At 71.8% G+C, this 24,381-nt stretch carries 21 protein-coding genes; 9 read left to right on the forward strand and 12 right to left on the reverse strand.

The features are described from left to right. Positions 1–175: 175 nt before the first annotated feature. Positions 176–577, forward strand: a complete 402-nt coding sequence (locus AB0O07_RS12185) for a hypothetical protein (protein WP_365630991.1) — start codon at positions 176–178, stop codon at positions 575–577. 147 nt (positions 578–724) lie between these two features. On the opposite strand, the gene AB0O07_RS12190 is transcribed toward AB0O07_RS12185, so the two are convergent. The 4 genes from AB0O07_RS12190 to coxB form a co-directional block, all read right to left on the reverse strand. Beyond that, positions 725–1,975, reverse strand: coding sequence for an Ig-like domain-containing protein (locus AB0O07_RS12190; RefSeq protein WP_365630993.1), 1,251 nt, complete (start codon positions 1,973–1,975; stop codon positions 725–727). Positions 1,976–2,084: 109 nt separating this feature from the next. Continuing rightward, complete coding sequence (locus tag AB0O07_RS12195) at positions 2,085–2,483, reverse strand: cytochrome c oxidase subunit 4 (RefSeq protein WP_365630995.1); 399 nt, start codon at positions 2,481–2,483, stop codon at positions 2,085–2,087. Beyond that, positions 2,480–4,225, reverse strand: a complete 1,746-nt coding sequence (ctaD, locus tag AB0O07_RS12200) for a cytochrome c oxidase subunit I (RefSeq protein WP_365630997.1) — start codon at positions 4,223–4,225, stop codon at positions 2,480–2,482. Before ctaD ends, AB0O07_RS12195 begins: the two co-directional genes overlap by 4 nt. Then, positions 4,222–5,184, reverse strand: coding sequence for a cytochrome c oxidase subunit II (gene coxB, locus AB0O07_RS12205; RefSeq protein ID WP_365630999.1), 963 nt, complete (start codon positions 5,182–5,184; stop codon positions 4,222–4,224). Before coxB ends, ctaD begins: the two co-directional genes overlap by 4 nt. A 268-nt stretch (positions 5,185–5,452) precedes the next feature. Between coxB and AB0O07_RS12210 the strand changes: the two genes are divergently transcribed. Beyond that, complete coding sequence (locus tag AB0O07_RS12210) at positions 5,453–6,862, forward strand: aminotransferase class V-fold PLP-dependent enzyme (RefSeq protein WP_365631001.1); 1,410 nt, start codon at positions 5,453–5,455, stop codon at positions 6,860–6,862. Positions 6,863–6,886: 24 nt separating this feature from the next. Here the strand turns inward: AB0O07_RS12210 and AB0O07_RS12215 are convergent, their stop codons facing one another. Then, positions 6,887–7,861, reverse strand: coding sequence for a carbohydrate kinase family protein (locus tag AB0O07_RS12215; protein WP_365631003.1), 975 nt, complete (start codon positions 7,859–7,861; stop codon positions 6,887–6,889). Between the two features lie 236 nt (positions 7,862–8,097). Between AB0O07_RS12215 and AB0O07_RS12220 the strand changes: the two genes are divergently transcribed. Further along, the gene (locus AB0O07_RS12220) at positions 8,098–9,798 is read left to right on the forward strand and encodes a hypothetical protein (RefSeq protein WP_365631004.1); all 1,701 of its coding nucleotides are present in this window, start codon (positions 8,098–8,100) and stop codon (positions 9,796–9,798) included. 92 nt (positions 9,799–9,890) lie between these two features. Here the strand turns inward: AB0O07_RS12220 and AB0O07_RS12225 are convergent, their stop codons facing one another. Next, positions 9,891–10,247 (reverse strand): iron-sulfur cluster assembly accessory protein, encoded by a 357-nt coding sequence (locus AB0O07_RS12225; protein WP_030745999.1) that lies wholly within the window; start codon positions 10,245–10,247, stop codon positions 9,891–9,893. A gap of 238 nt (positions 10,248–10,485) precedes the next feature. Here AB0O07_RS12225 and nadA point away from each other — a divergent pair, with 238 nt between their 5' ends. Both nadA and AB0O07_RS12235 read left to right on the forward strand, forming a co-directional pair. Next, positions 10,486–11,697 (forward strand): quinolinate synthase NadA, encoded by a 1,212-nt coding sequence (gene nadA / locus AB0O07_RS12230; protein ID WP_365631007.1) that lies wholly within the window; start codon positions 10,486–10,488, stop codon positions 11,695–11,697. A 302-nt stretch (positions 11,698–11,999) separates the two neighbouring features. Further along, positions 12,000–12,872: an MFS transporter gene (locus AB0O07_RS12235; protein ID WP_365631009.1), complete on the forward strand. Its 873-nt coding sequence runs from the start codon at positions 12,000–12,002 to the stop codon at positions 12,870–12,872. Positions 12,873–13,765: 893 nt separating this feature from the next. On the opposite strand, the gene AB0O07_RS12240 is transcribed toward AB0O07_RS12235, so the two are convergent. Next, positions 13,766–14,332, reverse strand: coding sequence for a DUF664 domain-containing protein (locus tag AB0O07_RS12240; RefSeq protein WP_365631011.1), 567 nt, complete (start codon positions 14,330–14,332; stop codon positions 13,766–13,768). A 128-nt stretch (positions 14,333–14,460) separates the two neighbouring features. On the opposite strand from AB0O07_RS12240, the gene AB0O07_RS12245 reads away from it, so the two are divergent. The 3 genes from AB0O07_RS12245 to AB0O07_RS12255 all read left to right on the forward strand — a co-directional run bounded on the left by AB0O07_RS12245 (position 14,461) and on the right by AB0O07_RS12255 (position 16,777). Then, on the forward strand, positions 14,461–14,802 hold the full coding sequence (locus AB0O07_RS12245; RefSeq protein ID WP_365631013.1) for a helix-turn-helix transcriptional regulator: 342 nt from the start codon (positions 14,461–14,463) through the stop codon (positions 14,800–14,802). After that, complete coding sequence (locus tag AB0O07_RS12250) at positions 14,799–15,761, forward strand: hypothetical protein (protein ID WP_365631015.1); 963 nt, start codon at positions 14,799–14,801, stop codon at positions 15,759–15,761. The genes AB0O07_RS12245 and AB0O07_RS12250 overlap by 4 nt, the downstream gene beginning before the upstream one ends. A 95-nt stretch (positions 15,762–15,856) precedes the next feature. Next, complete coding sequence (locus AB0O07_RS12255; protein ID WP_365631017.1) at positions 15,857–16,777, forward strand: phosphatase PAP2 family protein; 921 nt, start codon at positions 15,857–15,859, stop codon at positions 16,775–16,777. Between the two features lie 110 nt (positions 16,778–16,887). On the opposite strand, the gene AB0O07_RS12260 is transcribed toward AB0O07_RS12255, so the two are convergent. The 5 genes from AB0O07_RS12260 to AB0O07_RS12280 all read right to left on the reverse strand — a co-directional run bounded on the left by AB0O07_RS12260 (position 16,888) and on the right by AB0O07_RS12280 (position 23,486). Then, complete coding sequence (locus tag AB0O07_RS12260) at positions 16,888–20,112, reverse strand: efflux RND transporter permease subunit (protein WP_365631019.1); 3,225 nt, start codon at positions 20,110–20,112, stop codon at positions 16,888–16,890. Between the two features lie 212 nt (positions 20,113–20,324). Next, on the reverse strand, positions 20,325–21,011 hold the full coding sequence (locus AB0O07_RS12265; RefSeq protein ID WP_365631021.1) for a response regulator transcription factor: 687 nt from the start codon (positions 21,009–21,011) through the stop codon (positions 20,325–20,327). Further along, a complete protein-coding gene (locus tag AB0O07_RS12270; RefSeq protein WP_365631554.1) occupies positions 21,008–22,288 on the reverse strand; it encodes a histidine kinase in 1,281 nt (426 codons plus the stop codon). Before AB0O07_RS12270 ends, AB0O07_RS12265 begins: the two co-directional genes overlap by 4 nt. Positions 22,289–22,415: 127 nt before the next feature. Then, positions 22,416–22,700 (reverse strand): hypothetical protein, encoded by a 285-nt coding sequence (locus tag AB0O07_RS12275; RefSeq protein WP_365631023.1) that lies wholly within the window; start codon positions 22,698–22,700, stop codon positions 22,416–22,418. Positions 22,701–22,709: 9 nt separating this feature from the next. Beyond that, positions 22,710–23,486, reverse strand: a complete 777-nt coding sequence (locus AB0O07_RS12280; protein ID WP_365631025.1) for a PspA/IM30 family protein — start codon at positions 23,484–23,486, stop codon at positions 22,710–22,712. Between the two features lie 282 nt (positions 23,487–23,768). Here AB0O07_RS12280 and AB0O07_RS12285 point away from each other — a divergent pair, with 282 nt between their 5' ends. Next, positions 23,769–24,362 carry a DUF3043 domain-containing protein gene (locus AB0O07_RS12285; RefSeq protein ID WP_365631027.1) on the forward strand — a complete coding sequence of 198 codons (594 nt, stop codon included), beginning with the start codon at positions 23,769–23,771 and terminating at the stop codon, positions 24,360–24,362. The last annotated feature ends 19 nt before the right edge of the window (positions 24,363–24,381 follow it).

Consider the following 24,381-nt stretch of genomic DNA (forward strand, 5'->3'; position numbering starts at 1 on the left):
CGCTGACTCCCGGGGTGCCGTTCGGTGTGTCCATGGGCCGTGTCCAGCTCGAACAGCCCGTCGAAGGGCTGTCCTTACCCGTGCTGACCGGCCGTCCGACGGAGTACGATCCGCGCATCGGTTCAGGGCCGTGGAGCCCTGGAGCCCCCGCAGACACCGATGTCACGGAGGAACTATGCAGCCGACCGCCACCGTGCTGGTCTACAGCGACGACGCGAACATCCGCGAGCAGGTCAGGCTGGCGGCGGGCCGGCGGCCGGCCGCCGATGTGCCGCCCGTCGAGTTCGTGGAGTGCGCCACCCTGCCCGCGGTGCTCGAACGGCTGGACCGGGGCGGGATCGACGTCTGTGTCCTGGACGGCGAGACGGCGCCCGCCGGCGGGATGGGCGTCTCCCGGCAGATCAAGGACGAGGTCTTCCACTGCCCGCCCGTGCTGCTGCTGATCGGCCGCCCGCAGGACGCCTGGCTGGCCACCTGGAGCCGCGCGGACGCCGCGGTGACGCTGCCGGTCGAGCCGGTCGGCTTCGCGGACGCCCTGGCCTCCCTGCTCCGCGCCAGGCTCGCCGTGGACGCCTGACCGGAGCCGCACGGACACCGCACGGCCGTACGAGCGCCGTACGGCGCCGGAGGCGGGCCCGAGGGCCGCGTCCGGCGCCGTACGGCGTCACCGGTACGTACGGGACGCCTCACCCGTACGGGGACCACGCGCGCCGCACCCGGCACCTCAGACGGCCGGGCGGAGCCGGGCCGCGTCGGCGGGGGTGGCGCCTTCCCTGATGCCGGCCTGGAGGACGCTGCCCTTGCGCCAGTCCTTCCAGTCGACGTTCCAGTCGCCGTAGCCGTTGCCGAAGTCCTCCATGTAGTCCCCGGCGCTGTTGATGACCTGGACGATGTCGCCTTCCTTGATGGTCTCGAAGAACCAGGCGGCGTTGCCCGTGGACATGCCGGTGCAGCCGTGGCTGACGTTGGCGGCCCCCTGGGAGCCGACGGACCAGGGGGCGGCGTGGACGTACTCGCCGCTCCAGGTGACACGGGTGGCCCAGTAGACCGGCAGGTCGTACCCCTCGTTGCCGCCGATGCCGACGCTGGAGCCGCGCATCCGGACGAAGTACTCCTTGCCGAGGACGACCTTGATGCCGTTACGGGTGGAGAATCCGGGCTTCCCGGTGGTCACCGGGATGCTGTTGATCTCCTCACCGTTGCGGTAGATCGTCATGTAGTGCGCTGAGGCGTCGGTGATGGCCTCGACCTTGTCGCCGATGGTGAGCTTCAGCGGCTTGGTGGCGCTGCCGTACAGCTTGTCGTCGATCTTCACCCCGTCGAGGTGGCTGGTGACGACGATCTTGCTGTTGGCGGGCCAGTACTCCTTGGGGCGGAAGTGCAGCGTCTCGTCGTCCACCCAGTGCCAGTTGCCGCCCTCGGCGGCGGGGGTGGAGCGCACCGACAGGGAGCGCTCCACGATGGCGCGGGCCTTCGCGCCCTTGACCGGCTCGCTGAGCGTGGCGGTGATCGGCTGGCCCACGCCGTAGGTGCCCGGGTCGGGGCCGAACTCGACCTCCATGGTCTTCTTCGCCTTGGCGGTGTCGAAGGTGAGGGAGCGTGAGCCGGGCTTGCCGTCCTTGTTCTCCGTGGCGACCCGGACCGTGTAGCGGGCCCCGGCGGCGAGCGGGGCGGTGGAGCGCCAGCGCATCCCGTCGGCGGTGAGCTCGCCCGCCAGGTAGTGGCCCCCGGCGTCGACCGCGGTGACGTCGGTGATCCGGCCCTCGCGGCTCTTGGAGGCGACTTCGAGGGGCTTGTCGGGGTTCACCTTCTTGCCGCCGGGGGCGACACTGAAGAGGACCTGGCCGTCGGCGTCGTACGGCTTGTTGGAGAGCGGGTGAGGGTCCGACCCCCCGCACGCGGTCGCGCTCGCCCCGAGGGACACGACCAGTACGGTGCAGCTCAGGATGGTGCGCAAGCGTGGCGTGTGGTTCATGAGCACACGGTAAGAAGAATCTCCCTCCGCAGCGCGACGGGTGATGCAAACGGGGGCCCGGGCACCCCTGGGAGGGTGTCCGGGCCCCCGAAGCGGGCCGTGCGGTCCGCTACTGGTTCTGGTTCTCGCCCCGGTAGAACTCGAAGACCCAGCCCCACAGGCCGACGAGGATCAGCGGCAGCGAGAAGTACATCAGCCACCAGCCGATGGCGATGGACAGGAACGCGAGCGCGCCGCCGATGCCGAGCGAGAGCGGCTGCCAGCTATGGGGGGCGAAGAACCCCACCTCACCGGATTCGTCCGCGACGTCGGCTTCCTTGTTGTCCTGCGCGAGCGCGTCCATCCGCCGGGCCGTGAAGGCCAGGTAGAAGCCGATCATCACGCTCAGGCCGAAGGCCAGGAAGAGCGCCGTGGTGCCGACCGGCTCCTTCGACCAGACGCCGTACACGATGGCGACGGCCAGGATGAAGACGCTCAGCCAGATGAACATCCTGCCTTGGATCTTCACTTGCCGGCCTCCTTGCCACCGGCGAGAGCACCGGCCGGGGCCCCGTGGCCCGCGTTCTCCAACTGGTCGAGCGCGGCGATCTCGGGGTGGTGCAGATCGAACGCGGGGGATTCGGAGCGGATCCGCGGCAGGGTGAGGAAGTTATGCCGCGGCGGCGGGCAGGAAGTCGCCCATTCGAGTGAACGGCCGTAGCCCCACGGGTCGTCCACCTCGACCTTCTCGCCGTACTTGGCGGTCTTCCAGACGTTGTAGAAGAACGGCAGGATCGACAGGCCGAGCACGAACGAGCTGATCGTGGAGATGGTGTTCAGCGCGGTGAACCCGTCCGAGGCGAGGTAGTCAGCGTACCGGCGCGGCATGCCCTCGGCGCCCAGCCAGTGCTGGACGAGGAAGGTGCCGTGGAAGCCGATGAAGAGCGTCCAGAAGGTGATCTTCCCGAGCCGCTCGTCGAGCATCTTGCCGGTGAACTTGGGCCACCAGAAGTGGAAGCCCGCGAACATCGCGAAGACGACGGTCCCGAAGACCACGTAGTGGAAGTGGGCCACCACGAAGTACGAGTCGGAGACGTGGAAGTCCATCGGGGGCGAGGCCAGGATGACCCCGGTGAGCCCGCCGAAGAGGAAGGTCACCAGGAACCCGACGGTCCAGAGCATCGGCGTCTCGAAGGAGAGCGAGCCCTTCCACATGGTGCCGATCCAGTTGAAGAACTTCACCCCGGTCGGCACCGCGATCAGGAAGGTCATGAACGAGAAGAACGGCAGGAGCACGCCGCCCGTCACATACATGTGGTGCGCCCACACCGTCACCGAGAGGCCGGCGATGGAGATCGTCGCGGCGACCAGGCCGATGTAGCCGAACATCGGCTTGCGGGAGAAGACCGGAATGACTTCCGAGACGATCCCGAAGAACGGCAGGGCGATGATGTAGACCTCGGGATGGCCGAAGAACCAGAACAGGTGCTGCCAGAGCAGCGCCCCGCCGTTGGCCGCGTCGAAGACATGCGCACCGAACTTGCGGTCCGCCTCCAGCGCGAAGAGCGCCGCGGCGAGCACCGGGAAGGCGAGCAGCACCAGCACACCGGTGAGCAGCACGTTCCAGGTGAAGATCGGCATGCGGAACATGGTCATGCCGGGCGCGCGCATGCAGATGATCGTGGTGATGAAGTTGACCGACCCGAGGATCGTCCCGAACCCGGAGAACGCCAGACCCATGATCCACAGGTCGGCGCCGATGCCCGGCGAGCGGACCGCGTCGGAGAGCGGGGAGTACGCGAACCACCCGAAGTCCGCCGCGCCCTGCGGGGTGATGAAGCCGCTCACCGCGATCAGCGAGCCGAAGAGGTAGAGCCAGTACGCGAACATGTTCAGCCGCGGGAACGCCACGTCGGGCGCGCCGATCTGGAGCGGCATGATCCAGTTCGCGAAGCCCGCGAAGAGCGGGGTGGCGAACATCAGCAGCATGACCGTGCCATGCATGGTGAACGCCTGGTTGAACTGCTCGTTCGACATGATCTGCGTGCCCGGTCGGGCCAGTTCGGCGCGCATGAAGAGCGCCATGATCCCGCCGATGCAGAAGAACGCGAACGATGTGACCAGATACATCGTGCCGATCGTCTTGTGGTCGGTGGTCGTCATCCACCGCACGACGACATTGCCCGGCTGCTTGCGCCGTACGGGCAGCTCGTTCTCATACGAGTCGTCCGCTGCCGCGGCGGCACCCTGGGGTTCGTTGAGGATGCTCACAGTTTGTTCGTCTCCGCATTCCTGGCCGGATCCGTCTGCGCGATGCCCGACGGGATGTAGCCGTTCTGGCCCTTCTTGGCCAGCTCTTCCAGGTGCTGCTGGTAGCGCTCCGGGGAGACCACCTTGACGTTGAAGAGCATCCGCGAGTGGTCGACACCGCACAGCTCGGCGCACTTGCCGAGGAAGGTGCCCTCCTGGTTCGGGGTGACCTCGAAGGAGTTGGTGTGCCCCGGGATGACGTCCTGCTTCATCAGGAAGGGCACCACCCAGAAGGAGTGGATGACATCACGCGAGGTCAGGATGAACCGGACCTTCTCCCCCTTGGGCAGCCACAGGGTCGGCCCCGGGTTGCCCGTCTGCGGGTTGCGCGTGCCCGGGACGCCGTAGTCGTAGACGCCCTCGGCCCCCTCCGGGAATTCCTTCGTGAACCGGTCGGGGATGGCATCGAGTTCCTTGGGAATCTTCTTCCCCGTGTTCGGGTTACCGTCCACGTTCTCGATGTAGTTGAAGCCCCAGCTCCACTGGTAGCCGACCACGTTGATGGTGTGGGCCGGCTTCTTGGAGAGTTCGAGGAGCTTCGTCTCATCCCGTGCGGTGAAGTAGAAGAGCACCGAGACGATGATGAGCGGGACCACGGTGTACAGCGCCTCGATGGGCATGTTGTACCGGGTCTGCGGAGGGACCTCCACCTTGGTGCGGCTGCGCCGGTGGAAGATGACGCTCCACAGGATCAGGCCCCATACCAGGATGCCCGTGATGAGCGCTGCCGCCCACGAGCCCTGCCACAGGGAGAGGATCAGGGGAGCCTCCTCCGTCACCGGGGTGGGCATTCCGAGGCGGGGGAAGTCCTTGTAGGTGCAACCCGTGGAGGTCGCGAGGATCAGGCCCGCAAGCAGCACCTGCGGCAGCTTCCGCCGCATCGGGCGCCGCGACGAGCGGTCGGAGCCGTTGGGACTCACGTAGCGCCTTCCCGAGAGTCTCGCCCGCGCGGCCGGCCGCGGCCGTCTGACTGGTCGGTCGCCGGCCCTGACGCGGGCGTGGGTGTGGATGTTTATGCGGACCAAACCCTACTGGACGCGTTTTCAGGGTGTGCGGGGAGGGTGCCCAACGCGCCGCCCGACTCCCCGAAGGAGTGGGCCGCGCCCTTCGGGGCCGTCCGCGCGCCCCGGTCCGCCGCCGCCGGTCCGCTTCTGACGCCCCCTCCGGCGGCCGGTTACGGTGGCGGGCGTGCCCTACTTCGACGCCGCTTCCGCCCTTCCTCCGCACCCCGTGGCCCGGCAGGCCCTGCTGGCCTCCCTGGACGAGGGGTGGGCGGACCCGACCCGGCTGCACCGCGAGGGGCGGCGGGCCGGGCTGCTGCTGGACGCGGCCCGGGAGGCCGCGGCGGAGGCGGTCGGCTGTCGTCCCGACGAACTCGTCTTCACTCCTTCGGGGACACACGCGCTGCACGCCGGGGTGTCGGGGGTGCTGGCGGGCCGCCGCCGGGTCGGGCTCGGGTTGACGCTCTCCGCCGTGGAGCACTCCGCGCTCCTTCACGCCGCCGCGGCGCACGAGGCGGCGACCGGCGGCACGGTGACCGAGGTGCCCGTGGACCGGTACGGGGCGGTCGCGCCGGAGACGTACGCCGGGGCCCTGGCCGACGGTACGGCGCTGGCCTGCCTCCAGTCGGCCAACCACGAGGTGGGTACGGAGCAGCCGGTGGCCGAGGTCGCCGAGGCGTGCCGGGACCGGGGGGTCCCGCTGCTGGTGGACGCGGCGCAGTCGCTGCCCTGGGGACCGGTGGAGGGCGCCTGGTCGCTGCTGGCGGCGAGCGCGCACAAGTGGGGCGGCCCGCCCGGGGTGGGGATGCTGGCCGTACGCAAGGGGGTCAGGTTCGCGCCGCGCCCGCCGGTGGACGAGCGGGAGTCGGGGCGGGCGCCCGGCTTCCCGAACATCCCGGCGGTGGTGGCGGCGGCGGCCTCGCTCCGCGCGGTACGGGCGGAGGCGGCGGCCGAGGGGGCGCGGCTGCGCGGGCTGGTGGCGCGGATCAGGGCGCGGCTGCCGGAACTGGTGCCCGATGTGGAGGTGGTGGGCCACCCGGAGCTGCGGCTGCCCCATGTGGTGACGTTCTCCTGCCTCTACGTCGACGGGGAGGCGCTCCTGCACGAGCTGGCCCGGGAGGACTTCTCGGTCTCGTCCGGCTCCTCCTGTACGAGCTCCACGCTGACCCCGTCGCATGTGCTGCGCGCGATGGGCGTGCTCTCGGAGGGCAATATCCGGGTCTCGCTGCCGCCGGGGACGGCGGAGGCGGATGTGGACCGGTTCCTGGCGGTGGTGCCGGGGGCGGTGTCCCGCGTACGGGAGCGGCTGGGGGCGCCGGGCGGGGCGTCCGGCGCGGCGGCCTCCGGTCCCGCGGCGGCCGGGGAGCCCGGGGCGGGGCTGGTGGTGGACGCGCTCGGGCGGCGGTGTCCGATCCCGGTGATCGAACTGGCCAAGGTCTTCGGCGAGGTGCCCGTGGGCGCCACGGTGACGGTGCTCTCGGACGACGAGGCGGCGCGGCTCGACATCCCCGCGTGGTGCGAGATGCGCGGGCAGGAGTACGTCGGGGAGCGCCCGGCGGACCAGGGTGTCGCCTATGTGGTCCGCCGGGTGTCGTAGCTCCGGGGCCGCCGCCGGTCCCGCTCAGTTCAGGTGGGCCTGGACCTCGGCCGCCGCGTCGTGGCCGTACGCCTTGGTGAAGCGCTCCATGAAGCCGGTCCTGGCGAGGGTGTACTCCTGGGTGCCGACCGTCTCGATGACCAGGGTGGCCAGCATGCAGCCGACCTGGGCGGCGCGCTCCAGGCCGACGCCCCAGGAGAGGCCGGAGAGGAACCCGGCGCGGAACGCGTCGCCGACACCGGTCGGGTCGGCCTTCACGGTCTCCTCGGGGCAGCCGACGAGGATCGGTTCCTCGCCGACGCGGTCGATCCGTACCCCGCGCTTGCCGAGGGTGGTGACGCGATGGCCGACCCGGGAGAGGATCTCCGCGTCGGTCCAGCCGGTCTTGGCCTCGATGAGGCCCTTCTCGTACTCGTTGGAGAAGAGGTAGGTGGCGCCGTCGAGGAGGGTGCGGATCTCCTCGCCCTCCATGCGGGCGATCTGCTGCGAGAAGTCCGCGCCGAACGGGATGGAGCGGGTCCGGCACTCCTCGGTGTGGCGGAGCATGCCCTCGGGGTCGTCGGCGCCGATGACGACGAGGTCGAGGCCGCCGACCCGGTCCGCGACCTTCTGGAGCTCGATCTGGCGGGCCTCGCTCATCGCGCCCGCGTAGAAGGAGCCGATCTGGTTGTGGTCGGCGTCGGTGGTGCAGACGAAGCGCGCGGTGTGCAGCACCTCGGAGATCCGTACGGAGTGGGTGTCGACGCCGTGCCGGTCGAGCCAGGCCCGGTACTCGTCGAAGTCCTGGCCCGCCGCGCCGACCAGGATCGGGCGGGCGCCGAGCTGGCCCATGCCGAAGGCGATGTTCGCGCCGACACCGCCCCTGCGCACCTCCAGGTTGTCGACCAGGAAGGAGAGGGAGACCGTGTGGAGCTGATCGGCGACGAGCTGGTCGGCGAACCGGCCGGCGAAGGTCATCAGATGGTCGGTTGCGATGGAGCCGGTGACTGCGATGCGCACGGCGTGAACGCTCCTGATGAGGGAGAACAGTGGACGGTTCACGCTACCGGTTCGCGGCGCGCTCCTCCCGGCGCGTCGGGCGCGGTCCGCAGAATGTCCGAATACGGCGATTGACGGGTGACGGGCACTCGATCGAGTTAACTCCCGCCTCGTATGGCCCAACCGGGGAACCGTGCGGGGCGCTCTTCCGTCACACCGGTGCCAGGGAACGAACACGCAGTCGAAGGAGCGCAGCGGTGACCAGCACGGAGCGGCCCGACAAGAACTCGGCCGACGGCGCCGACCGCCCGCGCGGCCGGCGTTCACGCCTCGCCGTCGCCGCGGTCGCGGCGGCGGTCCTGATCGCCGGGGGCGGGGGTGCGTATTTCGCCACGAGCGCCTTCGGTACCTCCGGTGCGGACGGCGACGCCAAGGGCGGCGGTACGGGGGCATCGGTCCCGCCGCCGCTCGCGCTCGACCTGACCTCGGCGGAGGGGGCCGCGGGGGCGCCGGCGGCCGGTGGCTCCGGGGACACCCCGCCGCCCGCCATCGCGCCGGGCGAGCCCGACCCGAGCGGTGTCGTCTACCACGCCCGGGAGAAGCTGCCCTCGGGCCCGGAGACGGCGCCGGTGTACCGGACGAGCGGGACGGTCACGGCGGCCGAGGTGGCCCGGCTGGCGAAGGCGTTCGGGCTGACGGGGGCTCCCCGTCCGGACGGGGAGTCCTGGAAGGTCGGTACGGAGAAGGACGGTTCGGGACCGCTGCTGCGGGTGGCCCGGCAGGCGCCGGGCAACTGGACGTTCGCGGCGTTCGCCGCGGCGGGCGGCGACGCGTGCGCCAAGGGCAAGAGCTGCGGCGCGGGCGGTGCGGGCAGTGCCTCCGGGAAGGCGTCCGGGGCGCCCGCCGGTGGCTCGTTCGCGCCGGTCGACGAGGGTGACGCGGTGAGCGAGGCGGCGGCGAAGAAGGCCGCGGCGCCGGTGCTGAAGGCGCTCGGCCAGGAGGACGCGGCGGTCGACGCGAGCCGTCTGATGGGCGCGGTCCGGGTGGTCGACGCGGACCCGGTGGTCGGCGGGCTGCCCACCTACGGCTGGTCGACGGCGGTCCAGGTGGACGCGGACGGCCGGGTGACCGGTGGGTACGGGCAGCTCTCGACGCCGGTGAAGGGCGACACATATCCGGTGATCGGCGCGGCGGAGACGCTGAAGGAGCTGAACAAGGCGGCGTCCGGGACCCGTTCGGGGAGCGGCGCGGACCGGATCGGCGGCTGCGCGGGCCCGGTGCCGCTGACCGGGGGCGTGGAGTCCGCGCGGGGCGCGATGGGCGACGTACCGCCGGCGCTGCCGTGTGCCCCGAAGAGCGGCACGCCGTACTCCCCGGCGTCACCGGCCTCGGCCGGCTCCCCGGACTCGCTGGAGATCGACAAGGCGGTGTTCGGGCTCGCGGTGCGGACGGTGGAGGGGCGCGGGGTGCTCGTACCGTCGTGGCTCTTCCAGGTGGCCCCGCGGGACGGGTCCGTGGCGTACACGGTGACGCACCCGGCGGTGGCCCCGAAGTTCCTGACGGCGCCCGCGCCGGCCCCCGTCCCCTCGCATGAGGAGGAGCCGGGCGGCCCGGGCGCGGTGGGTCCGGGGGCCGGGACGGAGCCCGGCTCGGGCGCCGGTGCGGGTGACGGGGGCGGTGGCGGGCTGGACGCCAAGCAGCGCGCGACGTCGTACGAGGTGGACGGCGCGACCCTGACCCTGCACTTCATGGGCGGTGTGTGCGACACGTACAAGGCGACGGCGGACGAGAGCGGCACGGCGGTGAAGGTGAAGCTGGTGGTGACCAACCCCGACCCGGACCGGTTCTGTGTCGCCATGGCCAAGGAGCAGTCGGTCGAGGTGAAGCTGGAGAAGCCGCTGGGCGACCGGGAGGTCGTGGACGCGACGACGGGCGAGAAGCTGACGGCGCGCGCCTGAGCGGTACGGCGAGAGGCGGCGCCCCCCGGATGGGGGGGGCGCCGCCTCTCGCCGTACGTATACAGGCCTGTGCGCCTTCGGCTTAGCCGGCCTTAGCTGAAGGAGTCGCCGCAGGCGCAGGAGCCCGTCGCGTTCGGGTTGTCGATCGTGAAGCCCTGCTTCTCGATGGTGTCGACGAAGTCGATGGAGGCACCGCCCAGGTACGGGGCGCTCATCCGGTCGGTGACGACCTTGACGCCGCCGAAGTCCTTGACGACGTCACCGTCGAGCGAGCGCTCGTCGAAGAACAACTGGTAGCGCAGGCCGGAGCAGCCGCCGGGCTGAACGGCGACGCGCAGCGCGAGGTCGTCGCGGCCTTCCTGGTCCAGCAGGGCCTTGACCTTGGCCGCTGCGGCGTCGGACAGGAGGATGCCGTCGCTCACGGTGGTGGTCTCGTCCGATACGGACATCTGCTTCTCTCCCGGGTTGTACGGACTGCTTGCCGACTGTGCAACCTGCGCGGCCACGGATTCATTCCGGGCGCCGGCACGTGTCTTCCCTCGTTCATGCTCGCACACCGGGCCCCGCACCGGAATGCGTCACATCGACGCTATGGGCATCGTCAATATGACACTAAGCGGCTATCATAGATAATGTCAATCAGACGAAAAGGGGCGGCTGCCGAGCAGAATCCGCCGAGAAGAGAAGGTGCGTGACGTGACCACGGCCCAGCCCGTACAGGATCCCGCCGTCCAGGATCTCGGCGTCCAGCCGACGCCCCTCGCCCTGCTGCTGCTCGGCCGGGAGGCCGATCCGCGCAGCGAGCGCGGGGTGGAGTGCCCCGGCGATCTGCCCGCCCCGTCCGATCCGGATCTGGTGGCGCGCGCCCGTGCGGCGAAGGAGAAACTCGGGGAGAGAGTCTTCGTCCTCGGCCACCACTACCAGCGCGACGAGGTGATCCAGTTCGCCGATGTCACCGGGGACTCCTTCAAGCTCGCGCGGGACGCGGCGGCGCGGCCGGCCGCGGAGTACATCGTCTTCTGCGGTGTGCACTTCATGGCCGAGTCGGCGGACATTCTGACCACCGATGACCAGAAGGTGATCCTGCCGGACCTCGCGGCGGGGTGTTCCATGGCGGACATGGCCACGGCCGAGCAGGTCGCGGAGTGCTGGGACGTGCTGACGGAGGCGGGCATAGCCGAGCGGGTCGTGCCCGTCTCGTACATGAACTCCTCGGCGGACATCAAGGCGTTCACCGGCCGGCACGGCGGCACGATCTGCACCTCGTCGAACGCCGAGCGGGCGCTGCGGTGGGCGTTCGACCAGGGTGAGCAGGTGCTCTTCCTGCCCGACCAGCACCTGGGCCGGAACACCGCCGTCCGCGACCTGGGGATGTCGCTGGACGACTGCGTCGTCTACAACCCGCACAAGCCGAACGGCGGCCTCACGGCGGAGGAGCTGCGGGCCGCGAAGATGATCCTTTGGCGCGGCCACTGCTCGGTCCACGGCCGCTTCTCGCTCGACTCCGTACGGGACGTGCGGGAGCGCATCCCAGGGGTGAACGTGCTGGTGCACCCCGAGTGCAAGCACGAAGTCGTGGCGGCGGCGGACCAGGTCGGTTCGACCGAGTACATCATCAAGGCCCTGGAGGCGGCCCCGGCGGGCTCGAAGTGGGCGATCGGTACGGAGCTCAACCTCGTCCAGCGCCTGGCGAACCGTTTCGCCCCGGAGGGCAAGGAGGTCGTCTTCCTCGACCGGACGGTCTGCTTCTGCTCCACCATGAACCGCATCGACCTGCCCCACCTGGTCTGGACCCTGGAGTCCCTCGCCGAGGGCAACGAGGTCAACCGCATCCGGGTCGACGAGGAGACCGCGGAGTACGCGCAGCGCGCGCTGGAGCGGATGCTGGCGCTGCCGTAGCCGGGGCGGGGGCGTACGGGGCAGAGGTGGCGGTACGGGGGCGGGCGCGTGGCCTCCGTACCACCGCCCCCTGCCCCGTCCCCTCCCCCGGAGGTAGAGTGACGCTCCCACCGGCCAGGCGTTCCGAGCCCGGGGCTCCGTCCTCGCGCTCCGCCGTGGCAGCCGGTCCACCGGAGCCGGGCGTACCCGACCCCTGATGCCGCCCCCTGACGCCGCCCCCGTCACCGATGTGGCGGCGCCGCTCCCCACCATCCCCTCTGCTGGTCCCTGCCCGCTCCCTGGACTCCAGAGGTCATCGCGTCATGCCCCGTCACCGGCTCACCGCCGCGCTCGTCCTGCTCTGTTTCGTCGGTCCGCTCTCCACCGACATGTATCTGCCGGCCTTTCCCCGGATGGCCGCCGAGCTCCGTACGGACGCCTCGGGGGCGCAGCTCACGCTCACCGCGTTCCTGGCCGGTATGGCGCTCGGCCATCTCGTGCTCGGCCCGCTCTCCGGCCGGTACGGGCGGCGGGTCCCGCTGCTCGCGGGGGCGGCCGGCTGCGCGGCGGCGACGGCGCTCTGCGCCCTCTCCCCCGGGCTCGGGGCGCTGGTCGCGCTGCGGCTGGTGGCCGGTTTCTGCGGGGCCGCGGGGGTGGTGGTCGGGCGGGCGGTGGTCGCGGACGTGGCCACGGGCCCGGCGGCGGCGCGGCTGCTGGGGGTGCTGATGACACTGGCGGGGCTCGCGCCGGTGGTGGCGCCGGTGGCGGGCGGCGCGGTGGTCATGGCGCTCGCCGGGGCGACGGCGGCCCGGCTGGTGGGCCGGATCCGCGTGGAACGGCTCCTGGCGGCGGGGGTGTACGGGGCGGGGGCCGCGGCGGTGGCGCTGCTGGGGGTGGCGGGCGCCGGGGCCCTGACGCTCGCCTCGTATCTGCCGCTGATCACGGTGTTCTGCGCGGGACTCGGCCTGGCCCTGGGCAACGCGGCGGCCCTGGCGGTGGCCCGCGTCCCGGAGGCGGCCGGGACGGGCTCCGCCCTGCTGGGGACGGCGCAGAGCGCGGTGGGCGCTGTGGTGGCCCCGCTGGCGGGGCTGGGCGGGGCGGAGGCGGCGGTGCCGGTGTTCGCGGGGATGGCGGTGTGCGGGGGACTCGCGGTGCTGGCGGCGCGGAGGGCAGGCGGGGGACGGAGACGGGGGTGACGGATGGCCGCCGTACCGGAGGAGTGGGCGCCGTACGGGCGGAGCGGGCGCTCCTACGGGGTGCCCTCGGGGCCCGAGCCGGGTTCGGGGGGCGGGGCCGGGACCCTCGCCGGGACCGAAACCCTCGCCGGTCCCGCTGCCGCTGCCTGTGCTGGTGACGGGGCCTGTGCCGGTGTCCGTGCCGGTGTCCCCCGTGGGCATGCCGCTCGCCCGGGCGATGGCTTCCACCGTCTTCTCGTCCGCGTGGCGGCGGCCCTGTTCCGCGTCGAGCTTGTCCCGCATCGCGCGGAGCTTCGCGGGGTCGGCGGCGACCTCCGGGGGGACCAGTGACATGGCTCCCCTGGTGTGCTCACCATCACCCAGATGGGCGACAACGTGGTGGGCCCGGTCCTCGTGACCGGGGCGCATCGCGCCGATCAGGCCCATCAGGCTGAGGAACTCCTGCTGGACCTCCTGGGTGAACAGCTCCCGCTCCGGCTCGTCCAGCCGGACCCGTACGGTGCCGCCGCCGTGCGCCGCCCACTGCCGGATGATCTCCATGAGGAGTTCGAACCGCGCGCTGTCCATCCGCACCCGCAGCGACTCCACGTAGAGCGCGTACCGGGCGCGCGCGATCTCGGCCGGAGTCGCCTCTTCCCCGGGGTTCTCGTCGGGGTCCTCGTCGGGGTTCCCGAACGCGTCGGACATGGCCCGCCCCTCCTCGCCGAGGCTCCGTCGGTTCCGGCGGGACCGGCCGGTTCCGCCCGAATCCGCTTGCCGTGGGCGGGGGTTGGCGCGCCCCCGGCCCCCTTCGGCTTCCGACGGTACCGCACACCGTACGGCGGCTGTACGGGGCGATCGGCCGTCCCCCCACCCCCCGCGCCGGATACGGCGCCGGTGCCGTCACCGGCCCGTCACTGGCCCACCCTCCCGTCGACGCATTCGCGCAGCAGGTCCGCGTGGCCGCAGTGCCGGGCGTACTCCTCGATCCGGTGCACCTCCAGCTCCCGTACCGCGATCCGCCGCTCCCCCACCCGCTCGCCCGGGTCCGGGTGGGCCGCCAGCGCGGCGTCGGTGGCGGCCTGTTCGCGCTCCAGGTCGGCGTAGGCGGCGTCGACCACGGCCTGGTCGGCGACCGCCCCGTCGAAGTCGCCGTCCCCGCCGCCGTACAGCTTCGGCAGGGGCTCGCCGTCGCCTGTCCAGTTCCGCCAGTCCCGCTCGGCCCGCGCGAGGTGGCGGATCAGGCCGAGCAGCGACATGGTCGACGGCGGCACGGAGCGGCGGGCCAACTGCTCCGGGTCCAGGCCCTCGCACTTCATCCGGAGGGTCAGCCGGTAGTGCCTCAGATAGTCGTGGAGGGTGGGGAGTTCACCGTCGGGGCTCACGGTGCCCTCGCGCGGGTCGTCGTCCGGGTCGGCCCACATGTCGGGGTAGACGGTGGCCTGGGTCCACCGTGCGGGTTGGTCGCTCATGTGCCCCATGGTCGGGTGCCGGGCCCCGGCCGCGCCAATGGTTTGGCCGCGCTCCGGGAGCCCCGGCGGCGCCCCTGTTCATGTCCTGTTACATATCCCGGCGCACCATACTTCGGTACGCGATATATCCTCGGCGCATGGCCCGACAGAATCCGTCCCTGACGGAACCGCAGTACTTCATCCTCGCCGCCCTCATGGACGGTCCGCTCCACGGTTACGGCATCATCAAGGCCGCCGAACGGGCCACCGAAGGGCGGCTCCGGATCGCCGTCGGCACGCTCTACGGCGCCCTGGAGCGGATGGAGCGGGCCGGGTGGGTGGTGGCCGACCGCGAGGAGATCGTGGACGGGCGGGCCCGGCGGTACTACCGGCTGACCGAGGACGGCACCGAGGCGCTCGGCCGTGAGGCGCTGCGGATGCAGCGCGCGGCGGCCGTCGTCATCGGGCGGGCCGGGGAGGCCGGGGTGAGCCCGGCGTGAACCGTCTGCTGCTCGCGGCGTACCCCGCGTCGTACCGTGCCCGGCAGGGCGACGAAGTGCTGGCCTGCCTGGCGGAGGCGTACCCGGGGCGCTCCTGGCCGCCGCCCCGGGAGATCGCCGCGCTGGTCCGTTCCGGGGTGCAGGCGCGCGCCCGGGGCGTCGCCGGCGACCCGGCCCGGCCGTGGTGGCTGGACGGCATCCATCTGACCGGCCTGGTCCTCGCCGCGCTGGCGCTGATGCCGTACCTCCAGGACGTCTGGCACTGGGCGCTCCGCGTCGACCCGGGCCCGCATGCCATCGCCTTCCGCCACTCCGGCTGGTATCCGTGGGCCGAGGGGCCCGGCACCCGGACGCGGCTCCTGCCGTACGGGCTGCTGCCACTGATATGCCTGGCCGCCCTGGTGCGGGGCCGGGTGTGGCTCGCGCTGCCGGCCTCGGCGGCGATGGTGTACGCCGGGATCGCCTCCGGCGGTGACACGGTGCTCTTCGGGGACGAGGGCAAGGCGGGCATGGGGTACTACGGCCTCGGCACCCCGATCACCTCCCACGACCCGGTGCTGTCGGGGGCGCTCTTCCTCGCCTGCGCCACGCTGGCCGCCTGCCGTCCCGGGCGGCTCCGGCGGCGCTCGTACGGTCTGCTGGTCCCCGTCGTCCTCGCCCTGGCCCTGGCCGGCTCCCTCCATGTCACCGCCGTCAGTCCGGTCTTCCAGCGCGGCCTGTTCGTCCTGGAGGTCGCCGGGCTGCTGGCCGCGTGGGCGGCGACGGCGGCGACCGGGGACCGCCGGTGGCTGATCCCCGTGGCGGCCTTCGCTTTCGTCCGTACGCAGGCGATCGTCGCCCGGCCGGAGTGGTTCCTCCAGTCCCTGCCGAACCTGATCGTGCTCCTCCTGCTGGTCGCGCCGCTGCCGGTGCTGGCGATCACCGCGCAGCGGCGGCGCGAGCGGGCGCTCCTCGCGTAGGCCCCCCCAGGTCCCCGGCCTTCCGAATCCCCGGACGCCCCCAGATCCCCGGCCCCTTCCTCCTCCCCCTCCCCCACGCAGAAAACGAGAAGGCGATGACTTCGCGCGTTCCCTCGTCCCTGGCCACGCGCCCGGAGACCCGCCCGGAGACCCCCCGCGCCTCCTGGCCGGTACGGCCGGCGGCGCTCGCGGCCCTGCCGTACGGTCTGGCGTTCCTCGCGGTCTATCTGCTCGCCGTCCTCACCCCGTTCGGGCAGCGGGCGGAGAACTTCCTCTTCGGCCCCGGCGAGGTCGGCGCCCGGCCGGCCTGGGTCTACGGCCTGTCGGGGTCGGCCTACGGCTCCTCGGCCATGCCGCCGCTGGAGATGACGGCGATGCCCACGCTGCTGGTGGGGATCGCGGTCATCGCGGCCGTCGCGGTGGTGCGCCGGTGCTGGTGGCAGGGGGTCGCGGCGGTCGGCGTCGTCGTGCTCACCCTGGGGAGCAAGGAGTTCGCCAGGATGGTGCTGCCCCGCCCCGACTGGGTGGGCGCTCGGGAGTCGCTGCTGGAGGCGAGCTTCCCCAGTGGGCATGCGGCCATTCCGGCCGCGCTGGTGCTCGGCGCCGTGCTCGTCGCCGCGCCGCGCTTCCGGCCGTACGTCGCCCTGGTGGGCACCGGGTGGTTCGCCGTCACCGCCGGGGCCGTGCTCGCCACGTACCACCACCGGCTCAGCGATGTCCTGGGCGCCACGCTGCTGGCCTGCGCCGCGTACACCCTCGTGGTCCGGCTGCTGCCGCCGTCCGGCGACGGCGCCCCGGCGGAGCCTGCGGCGGGTCCTCGGATACGGCCGGCCCTCGCCCTGGTGGTGTCGGCGGCCGCCGCCTTCCCCGCTGGGGCGCGGAGCGACTCGCTGACGCAGTCGCTGGCCTTCGGGGGGACGGCCTTCGTGTGCGCCTGCCTGTTCTGGTGGACGGCGTGCCGGGGTCCCGCCCGTACCGCACGCCCCGGTCCCGCCCGTACCAGCGCCTCCGTGTAGCGCCCCGTACCCCATGGCGCCCGGTACCCCCTGGCGCCCCGTGACGACGCAGTGCCCCGAACCCCCCGCCGTACGCGGGGGATTCGGGGCACTTCAGCGACCGGGGTACGTCAGACGTTCGCCGGTTCCGGGGCCGCCGCCGAGCCGGAGTCCTGACCAGGGTCCTGGCCGGTGTCCTGGCCCCGCGGGTTCTCGGTGCCCTGCTTCTTCGCCCGCTTCGCCGCCTTCTTCTTCGCGCGGCGCTCCTTGCGGAGCTCCACCATGGCGTACAGCGTCGGCACCAGCAGCAGCGTGAGCAGCGTCGAGGAGAGCAGACCGCCGATCACGACCACCGCGAGCGGCTGGCCGATGAAGCCGCCCTCGCCGGTGACGCCCAGGGCCATCGGGACCAGGGCGCAGATGGTGGCGAGCGCCGTCATCAGGATCGGGCGGAGCCGGTGGCGGCCGCCCTCGACGACCGCCTCGACGACGCCGAGGCCCTGCGAGCGGTACTGGTTGATCAGGTCGATCAGGACGATCGCGTTGGTCACCACGATGCCGATCAGCATCAGCATGCCGATCATCGCGGGGATGCCCAGCGGCGTCCCCGTGACCAGCAGCAGTCCGATCGCGCCGGTCGCCGCGAACGGGACGGAGACCAGCAGGATCAGCGGCTGGACCAGCGAGCGGAACGTGGCCACCAGGAGCATGAACACGATCGCGATGGCCGCGAGCATCGCCAGGCCGAGCTGGACGAACGCGTCGCTCTGGTCGGCCGAGACGCCGCCGATGGTGGCGGTGGCGCCGTCGGGGAGCTTCAGGCCGTCGATCTTCGACTGGAGGTCGGCGCTGACCGCGCCGGTGTTGTCACCGACCGGCTTCGCCGTGATCGTCGCGGCGCGCGCGCCGTCGATCCGGGTCATCGAGACCGGTCCCGGGACCACCTCGACATCGGCGATCTGACTCAGCTTCACCGCGCCGACCTGGAGGTTCTTCAGCTCGGCGACGGTCTTGGCGGGCTTGTCGGAGGTGACGACGATGTCGCGCTCGGTGTTGTCCAGCATCGCCGTGCCGGACGGGGTGCCGCGGACCGCCTGGCCGACGAGCATGCCCAGCGTCGCGTCGTTGAACCCGGCGTCGGCGGCCTTGGCGTTGGCCTTGACCGAGATGCGGGGGATGCTCTGGGAGAGGTCGCTCTGGACGTCGCTGACGTCGTCCAGGCTCGCGACCGCGTCCCGTACCTGCTCGGCCGCCTTGTTCAGGGTGTCCGGCTCGGACGCCTTCACGACGACGCTCAGGTTCTGGTCGCCGAAGCCGCCGCCGGCGCCGATCGTGGTGTCGCCGATGCCGTCGAGCTTGGCGAGTTCCTTCTTCAGCTCCTCCGTGGTCTGCTCGGACTTCGAGGAGTCCTTCAGAGTCACCTGGTACGAGGCCTGGTTGGCGCCCGTACCGCCGCCGAAGGCCGCCATGAAGCCGGAGGAGCCGACGGTGACCTGGTAGTCCTTGACCTCGCCGATGCGGGCGAGGACATCCTCGACCTTCTTCGCCGCCTCGTCGGCGACCTCCAGGCTGGTGCCCGGCGGCAGCTCCTGCTTGACGTTGAGGACTTCCTGCTCGCCCTGGTCGAAGAAGTTCGTCTTGAGCAGCGGGGCCATGCCGAACGTCGCCAGCAGGACGACGATCGCGATGGCGAGGCTGGCGATCCGGCGCCGGGTCGCGAAGCGCAGGACCGGGACGTAGAGCCGCTGGAGCCGGCTGCCGGCCTCCTTCTCCTCGGCCACCCTGCGGGCCTCCTCGGCGCTGACGCCGACGGCCTCCTTCGGGGGCTTGAGGAACCAGTACGAGAGCACCGGGACCACGGTGAGGGAGACGAGCAGCGAGGCGAGCAGCGCCGCCGTGACGGTGAGCGAGAAGGAGCTGAACAGCTCGCCGACCATGCCGCCGACCAGGCCGATGGGGAGGAAGACGGCGACGGTGGTGAGGGTGGAGGCGGTGACCGCGCCCGCGACCTCGCGGACGGCGGTGAGGATCGCGTGCTGGCGCTCCTCGCCGTAGCCGAGGTGGCGCTTGATGTTCTCCAGGACGACGATCGAGTCGTCCACGACACGGCCGATCGCGATGGTCAGCGCGCCGAGGGTGAGCATGTTGAGGGAGAGGTCACGGGTCCAGAGCACGATCAGCGCGAGCACGATCGAGAGCGGGATGGAGACCGCGGTGACGACGGTGGAGCGGAGCGAGGCCAGGAAGACCAGGATCACCAGGACGGCGAAGAGCAGGCCGAGCGCGCCCTCGGTGGTCAGGCCCGAGATGGACTTGGAGACCTCGGGGCCCTGGTCGCTGATGACGGTGAGCGCGGCACCGGAGCCCAGGTCCTTGCGCAGGTCGGGGAGCTTCTCCTGGACCGCGTCGGAGATGGCGACGGCGCTGCCGTCCTTGTCCATGGTGACCGTGACGGCGAGGCTGGGCTTGCCGTTGGTGCGGGTCAGCGAGGTGGCGGCGGCCTGGGTCTGCTCGACCTTGGCGATGTCGCCGAGGCGTACGGCGCCGGGCGCGTTGCCCGCGTCACCGCCACCGCCGGGCCCCGTGGCTCCTCCGCCGCCACCGGCGCCGGCCGCGGCGGCGATGCGCAGGTCCTCGATCTGCTTCAGCGAGGTGTAGCCGCCGCCGACCTGGACCGTACGGCTCTTGCCGTCCTCGGTGAAGGAGCCGGCCGGGAGCGCGGCGCCGCCCGCCTTGAGCGCCTCGGAGAGCGCCGCGGCGTTGAGTCCGGCCGCCGCGAGCTTCTTCGGGTCGGGCGTGACGGAGACCTGGAGGTCGCGGACGCCGTCCACGGAGACCTGGCCGACGCCGCTGATGTCCTGGAGGGCCGGGACGACGGAGCGGTCGAGCTGGTCGGCGAGGGCCTGCTGGTCCTTGTCGGAGGTGACGGCGAGGACGACGGTCGGGATGTCGTCCGTCGAGCCGGCGATGACCTGCGGGTCGACCGAGGAGGGCAGTTGCGCCCTGGCCCGGTTCACGGCCTGCTGCACGTCGGCGACGAGCTGCTTCGTACCGCTGTCGCCGAAGTCGAAGCTCGCCATGATGACGGCGTTGCCCTCGCTGGCGGTGGAGTTGACGGTCTTGATCCCGTCAACGGTCTTGATGGAGTTCTCCAGCGGCTCGACGACCTGCTTCTCGACCACGTCCGGGGAGGCGCCCTGGTAGGGGGCGAGCACCGAGACCATCGGCAGTTCGATGGAGGGCAGCAGTTGCTGCTTGAGCTGCGGGATCGCGATCGCTCCGAAGAGGAGCGCGATGATAGACATCAGCCCTATCAGGGCCCTTTGCGCGAGGCTGAATTTCGCCAGCCAGGACATGGGGTCTCTCTTCCGTGGTGTACGCGGCAGACGGGCAGCGCGGTGCGGGCCCGGCCGTGGGTGGCACGGCTCGGACGGCCCTGGGTGCCTCCTTCGGAGGCGCCACCGGTCCCACCTATACGATCAGCCATTCGAGAGCCGGATCCGTCGCCCCCAGGTCCCCATTTCCTTACGCGCCGCATACCGCGCCTGGAGTACTCCGGGGCGGTTCCCTACTCCACCCTTGGACGGACCAGGCCCGATTCGTACGCGATTACCACGAGTTGTGCCCTGTCTCTGGCCCCAAGTTTTGCCATCGCGCGGTTCACATGGGTCTTGACGGTCAGCGGACTGACCTGAAGGCGCTCCGCGATGTCGTCGTTGGAGTGGCCCCCGGCGACGAGGACCAGCACCTCGCGCTCACGGACCGTCAGCGCCGCCAGCCGCTCGCCGTGGCGGGTCTGCTCCGGCCGGTCCGCGGGGTCCGCGCTCTGGGCGAGGAAGGTGGCGATGAGCCCCTTCGTCGCGGTGGGCGAGAGCAGCGCGTCGCCGGCGGCGGCGATCCGGATCGCGTTGAGGAGTTCCTCGGGCTCGGCGCCCTTGCCGAGGAAGCCGGAGGCCCCGGCGCGCAGCGACCGCACCACGTACTCGTCCACCTCGAAGGTGGTCAGCATGACGACATGGGTCCCGGAGAGCTCCGGGTCGGCGCAGATCGTACGGGTGGCGGCGAGGCCGTCCGTACCGGGCATCCGGATGTCCATCAGGACGACATCGGGGCGGGTGGCGCGGGCGAGGGTGACGGCCTCGGCGCCGTCGGCGGCCTCCCCGACGACCTCCATGTCCGGCTCCGACTCGACCAGCACCCGGAACGCGCTGCGCAGCAGCGCCTGGTCGTCGGCGAGCAGCACCCTGATCGTCACGCGTTCTCCCCGGTCCGGTTCCTGAGGGGAAGTATCGCCTGGGTACGGAAACCGCCCCCGTACCGGGGGCCCGCGGTGAGCCGCCCGCCCAGCGCGGTGACCCGCTCCCGCATCCCGATCAGCCCGTGCCCGCCGCCCTCGCCCTCGCCCCCGCCGCTTCCGGCCCCGGGGCCCGCCGGGTGCGCCTCCCCCGTACCGTCACCCGGGCCGCCGCCCGTACCTGCGCCGTCGTCGAGAACCGTGATCTCCACGGTCGTCCCCACCCGTACGACGCTGACCTCGGCCTTCGCTCCCCCGCCGGCGTGCTTGCGCACATTCGTCAGGGCCTCCTGGATGATCCGGTACGCGGCGAGGTCCACGGCGGCGGGGAGTTCGCCCCCGGGGGACGCCGCGCCGTTCGCGACATACGTCACGGGCAGTCCGGCGTTACGGAAGGTGTCGAGCAGGGCGTCCACCTGGGCCAGCCCCGGCGCCGGTTCGGTGGGCGCCGCCGGGTCGCCGGTCTGCCGGAGCAGGCCGACCGTGGCGCGCAGTTCGTTGAGCGCGGAGCGGCTCGCCTCCCGTACATGCCCCAGCGCCTCCTTGGCCTGGTCGGGCCGGCGGTCCATGACATGCGAGGCGACGCCCGCCTGCACATTGACCAGGGCGATGTGGTGCGCGACGACATCGTGCAGGTCGCGCGCTATCCGCAGACGCTCCTCGGCGACCCGGCGGCGCGCCTCCTCCTCCCGGGTCCGCTCGGCCCGGTCGGCGCGCTCCCTGATGGCGTCGACAAAGGCGCGCCGGCTCCGTACGGCGTCCCCGGCGGCGCCCGCCATCCCGCTCCACGCGAGGATCCCCAGGTTCTCCTGCGAGTACCAGGGCCCGGGGCCGAGCCCCATCGCCACGGCGGTGAGCACCGTCACCGTGGCGAGCCCGACCCGCCAGGTGGTGGGCCGGTCGGTACGGGCGGCGACGGTGTAGAGCGCCAGGACGACACACATGAAGACCGGGGCGGGCGGGCGCGTCGTGATCAGCTCGGTCATGGTCAGCAGCCCGCCCCAGACCAGCACCCCCATGGGCGCCCGCCGCCGGAACACCAGCGCGGCGGCCCCCAGCACGACCAGCGTCAGGGAGAGCGCGCTGGGGTCCCGGCTGTCGAACGAGGGCCCCTCGATCCCCCGGTGCGGCTCCACGAACGAGCCGGACACCATGCAGACCAACGCCAGGGCGGCAAGGATCCCGTCGGCGGCGAGGGGATGGGCCCGGGCCCACTGCCGGCTACGCCCGAACACCAGAAAACCACCTATCCGCCTGCGGAACGCCCCGTTCCTCGGTTACGGGGCGCCCCTGCCGGGCCCTCCGGGGTACCCCCGCCGAGCCGGCGAGTGAGCCGAAGGGCGCGCCCGGAGGCGAACCGAGCCTTTAAAAAGAAGACGGGATGAGGCCGTCGTCGTCGAGGAGGGCCCGGACCTCCTCCAGGGTGGCGTCCGGGGCCGGGAGGATCAGCTCGGACGGCTCCAGCGCGTCGGCCGGGAGGGGTTCGCCCAGCTCGCGCACCTTGGCCAGGAGCGCGGCGAAGGTGCGGCGGAAGCCCTCCTCGTCGCTGTCGCCGACCTCGGCGAGCAGCTCGTCGTCGAGCTTGTCCAACTCGGCGAAGTGGGAGTCCGCCAGTCGCACCTGGCCCTCACCCATGATCCGTACGATCATGACGTACCCCTACTGCTTGTCGAACTTGTGCTGGCCGGGCGTGGCGCCCTGCGCGTCGGCCGCGCCGCCCTCGATCGCCTGCTTCTGGTCCGTGCCGCCGGCCAGCTCGGCCTTCATCCGCTGGAGCTCCAGCTCCACGTCGGAGCCGCCGGAGATCCGGTCCAGCTCGGCGGAGATGTCGTCCTTGGCGAGTCCGGAGTGGTCGTCGAGCGCGCCGGAGGCCAGCAGCTCGTCGATGGCGCCGGCGCGGGCCTGGAGCTGGGCCGTCTTGTCCTCGGCGCGCTGGATCGCCAGACCGACGTCGCCCATCTCCTCGGAGATGCCGGAGACGGACTCGGCGATCCGGGTCTGGGCCTGGGCGGCGGTGTAGGTGGCCTTGATCGTCTCCTTCTTCGTACGGAAGGCGTCGACCTTGGCCTGGAGGCGCTGGGCGGCGAGCGTCAGCTTCTCCTCCTCGCCCTGGAGGGTCTGGTGCTGCGTCTCCAGGTCGGTGACCTGCTGCTGGAGCGAGGCGCGCCGGGACAGGGCCTCGCGGGCCAGGTCCTCGCGGCCGAGCGCCAGTGCCTTGCGGCCCTGGTCCTCCAGCTTGCTCGACTGGCCCTGCAACTGGTTGAGCTGCAACTCCAGCCGCTTGCGGGACGTCGCCACATCCGCGACGCCGCGGCGCACCTTCTGAAGCAGTTCGAGCTGCTTCTGGTACGAGTAGTCAAGGGTCTCGCGCGGATCCTCGGCCCGGTCCAGGGCCTTGTTGGCTTTCGCGCGGAAGATCATCCCCATACGCTTCATGACACCGCTCATGGGCTTCGCGCGCCCCCTTCTGACGGACTACAGCTCCGGCACTCGACAAGACCCACAGTACGGGCCCCACCTCTATTAGCGCACTGTTCCAGCACGGATGCGCTCATCCGCAAGGACGACTGCTCTCCACCGCCCTCCGGCCCAGGGAGTAGATGACCTCGGGGAAAACGGCGCAAAGTCAGGGTCTGTCCCCATAGAGACGCACGACGTTGCCGGATCGTTCCCCATCGGGGTGGGGTCGCGCCGCGCCACCCCTTACCCTTGGGTTTTGTGTTCCGAAGCCGTTCCAAGGAAGAGAAGGCCACCGCCACCAAGGTGACGGCGGACCCCTCCATGCCCCGCGACCCGCAGGCCCCGAAGGGCCGCCCGACCCCCAAGCGCAGTGAGGCACAGTCGCAGCGGCGGCGCGCCGTCACGGCGCCGGCCGACCGCAAGACGGCCATGAAGCAGCAGCGCGAGGCGCGCCGGGTGGATCTGGCCCGGCAGCGCGAGGCGCTGGCCAATGGCGACGAGCGCTATCTGCCGGCGCGCGACAAGGGGCCGGTGCGCCGCTTCGTCCGCGACTACATCGACTCGCGCTTCTGCATCGCCGAGTTCTTCCTGCCGCTCGCGGTCGTCATTCTCGTCCTGAGCATGATAAAGGTCGCGTCGTTGCAGAACATCGCGCTGCTGCTCTGGCTCGGTGTGATCGTGATGATCGTCGTCGACTCGATCGGCATCTGGCTGCGGCTGCGCAAGCAGCTCGACGAGCGCTTCCCCGACACCCCCAAGCGCGGTGCGGTCGCGTACGGCCTGATGCGTACGCTCCAGATGCGCCGGCTGCGGCTGCCCAAGCCGCAGGTCAAGCGCGGAGAGCGGCCCTGAGCGCTGAGGTCTCCGGCTT

Origin of the sequence: Streptomyces sp. NPDC093085 (genome assembly GCF_040683935.1) — a bacterium.
GTDB lineage: Bacteria > Actinomycetota > Actinomycetes > Streptomycetales > Streptomycetaceae > Streptomyces.

Bases quoted from the DNA above. Each gene is read 5' to 3' on its own strand.
- AB0O07_RS12260 (WP_365631019.1), bottom strand. From the start codon at position 20,112: ATGTCCTGGCTGGCGAAATTCAGCCTCGCGCAAAGGGCCCTGATAGGG.
- AB0O07_RS12185 (WP_365630991.1), top strand. From the start codon at position 176: ATGCAGCCGACCGCCACCGTGCTGGTCTACAGCGACGACGCGAACATC.
- AB0O07_RS12235 (WP_365631009.1), top strand. From the start codon at position 12,000: ATGCCCCGTCACCGGCTCACCGCCGCGCTCGTCCTGCTCTGTTTCGTC.
- AB0O07_RS12275 (WP_365631023.1), bottom strand. From the start codon at position 22,700: ATGATCGTACGGATCATGGGTGAGGGCCAGGTGCGACTGGCGGACTCC.
- AB0O07_RS12225 (WP_030745999.1), bottom strand. From the start codon at position 10,247: ATGTCCGTATCGGACGAGACCACCACCGTGAGCGACGGCATCCTCCTG.
- AB0O07_RS12245 (WP_365631013.1), top strand. From the start codon at position 14,461: ATGGCCCGACAGAATCCGTCCCTGACGGAACCGCAGTACTTCATCCTC.
- AB0O07_RS12240 (WP_365631011.1), bottom strand. From the start codon at position 14,332: ATGGGGCACATGAGCGACCAACCCGCACGGTGGACCCAGGCCACCGTC.
- AB0O07_RS12190 (WP_365630993.1), bottom strand. From the start codon at position 1,975: ATGAACCACACGCCACGCTTGCGCACCATCCTGAGCTGCACCGTACTG.
- AB0O07_RS12280 (WP_365631025.1), bottom strand. From the start codon at position 23,486: ATGAAGCGTATGGGGATGATCTTCCGCGCGAAAGCCAACAAGGCCCTG.
- AB0O07_RS12255 (WP_365631017.1), top strand. From the start codon at position 15,857: ATGACTTCGCGCGTTCCCTCGTCCCTGGCCACGCGCCCGGAGACCCGC.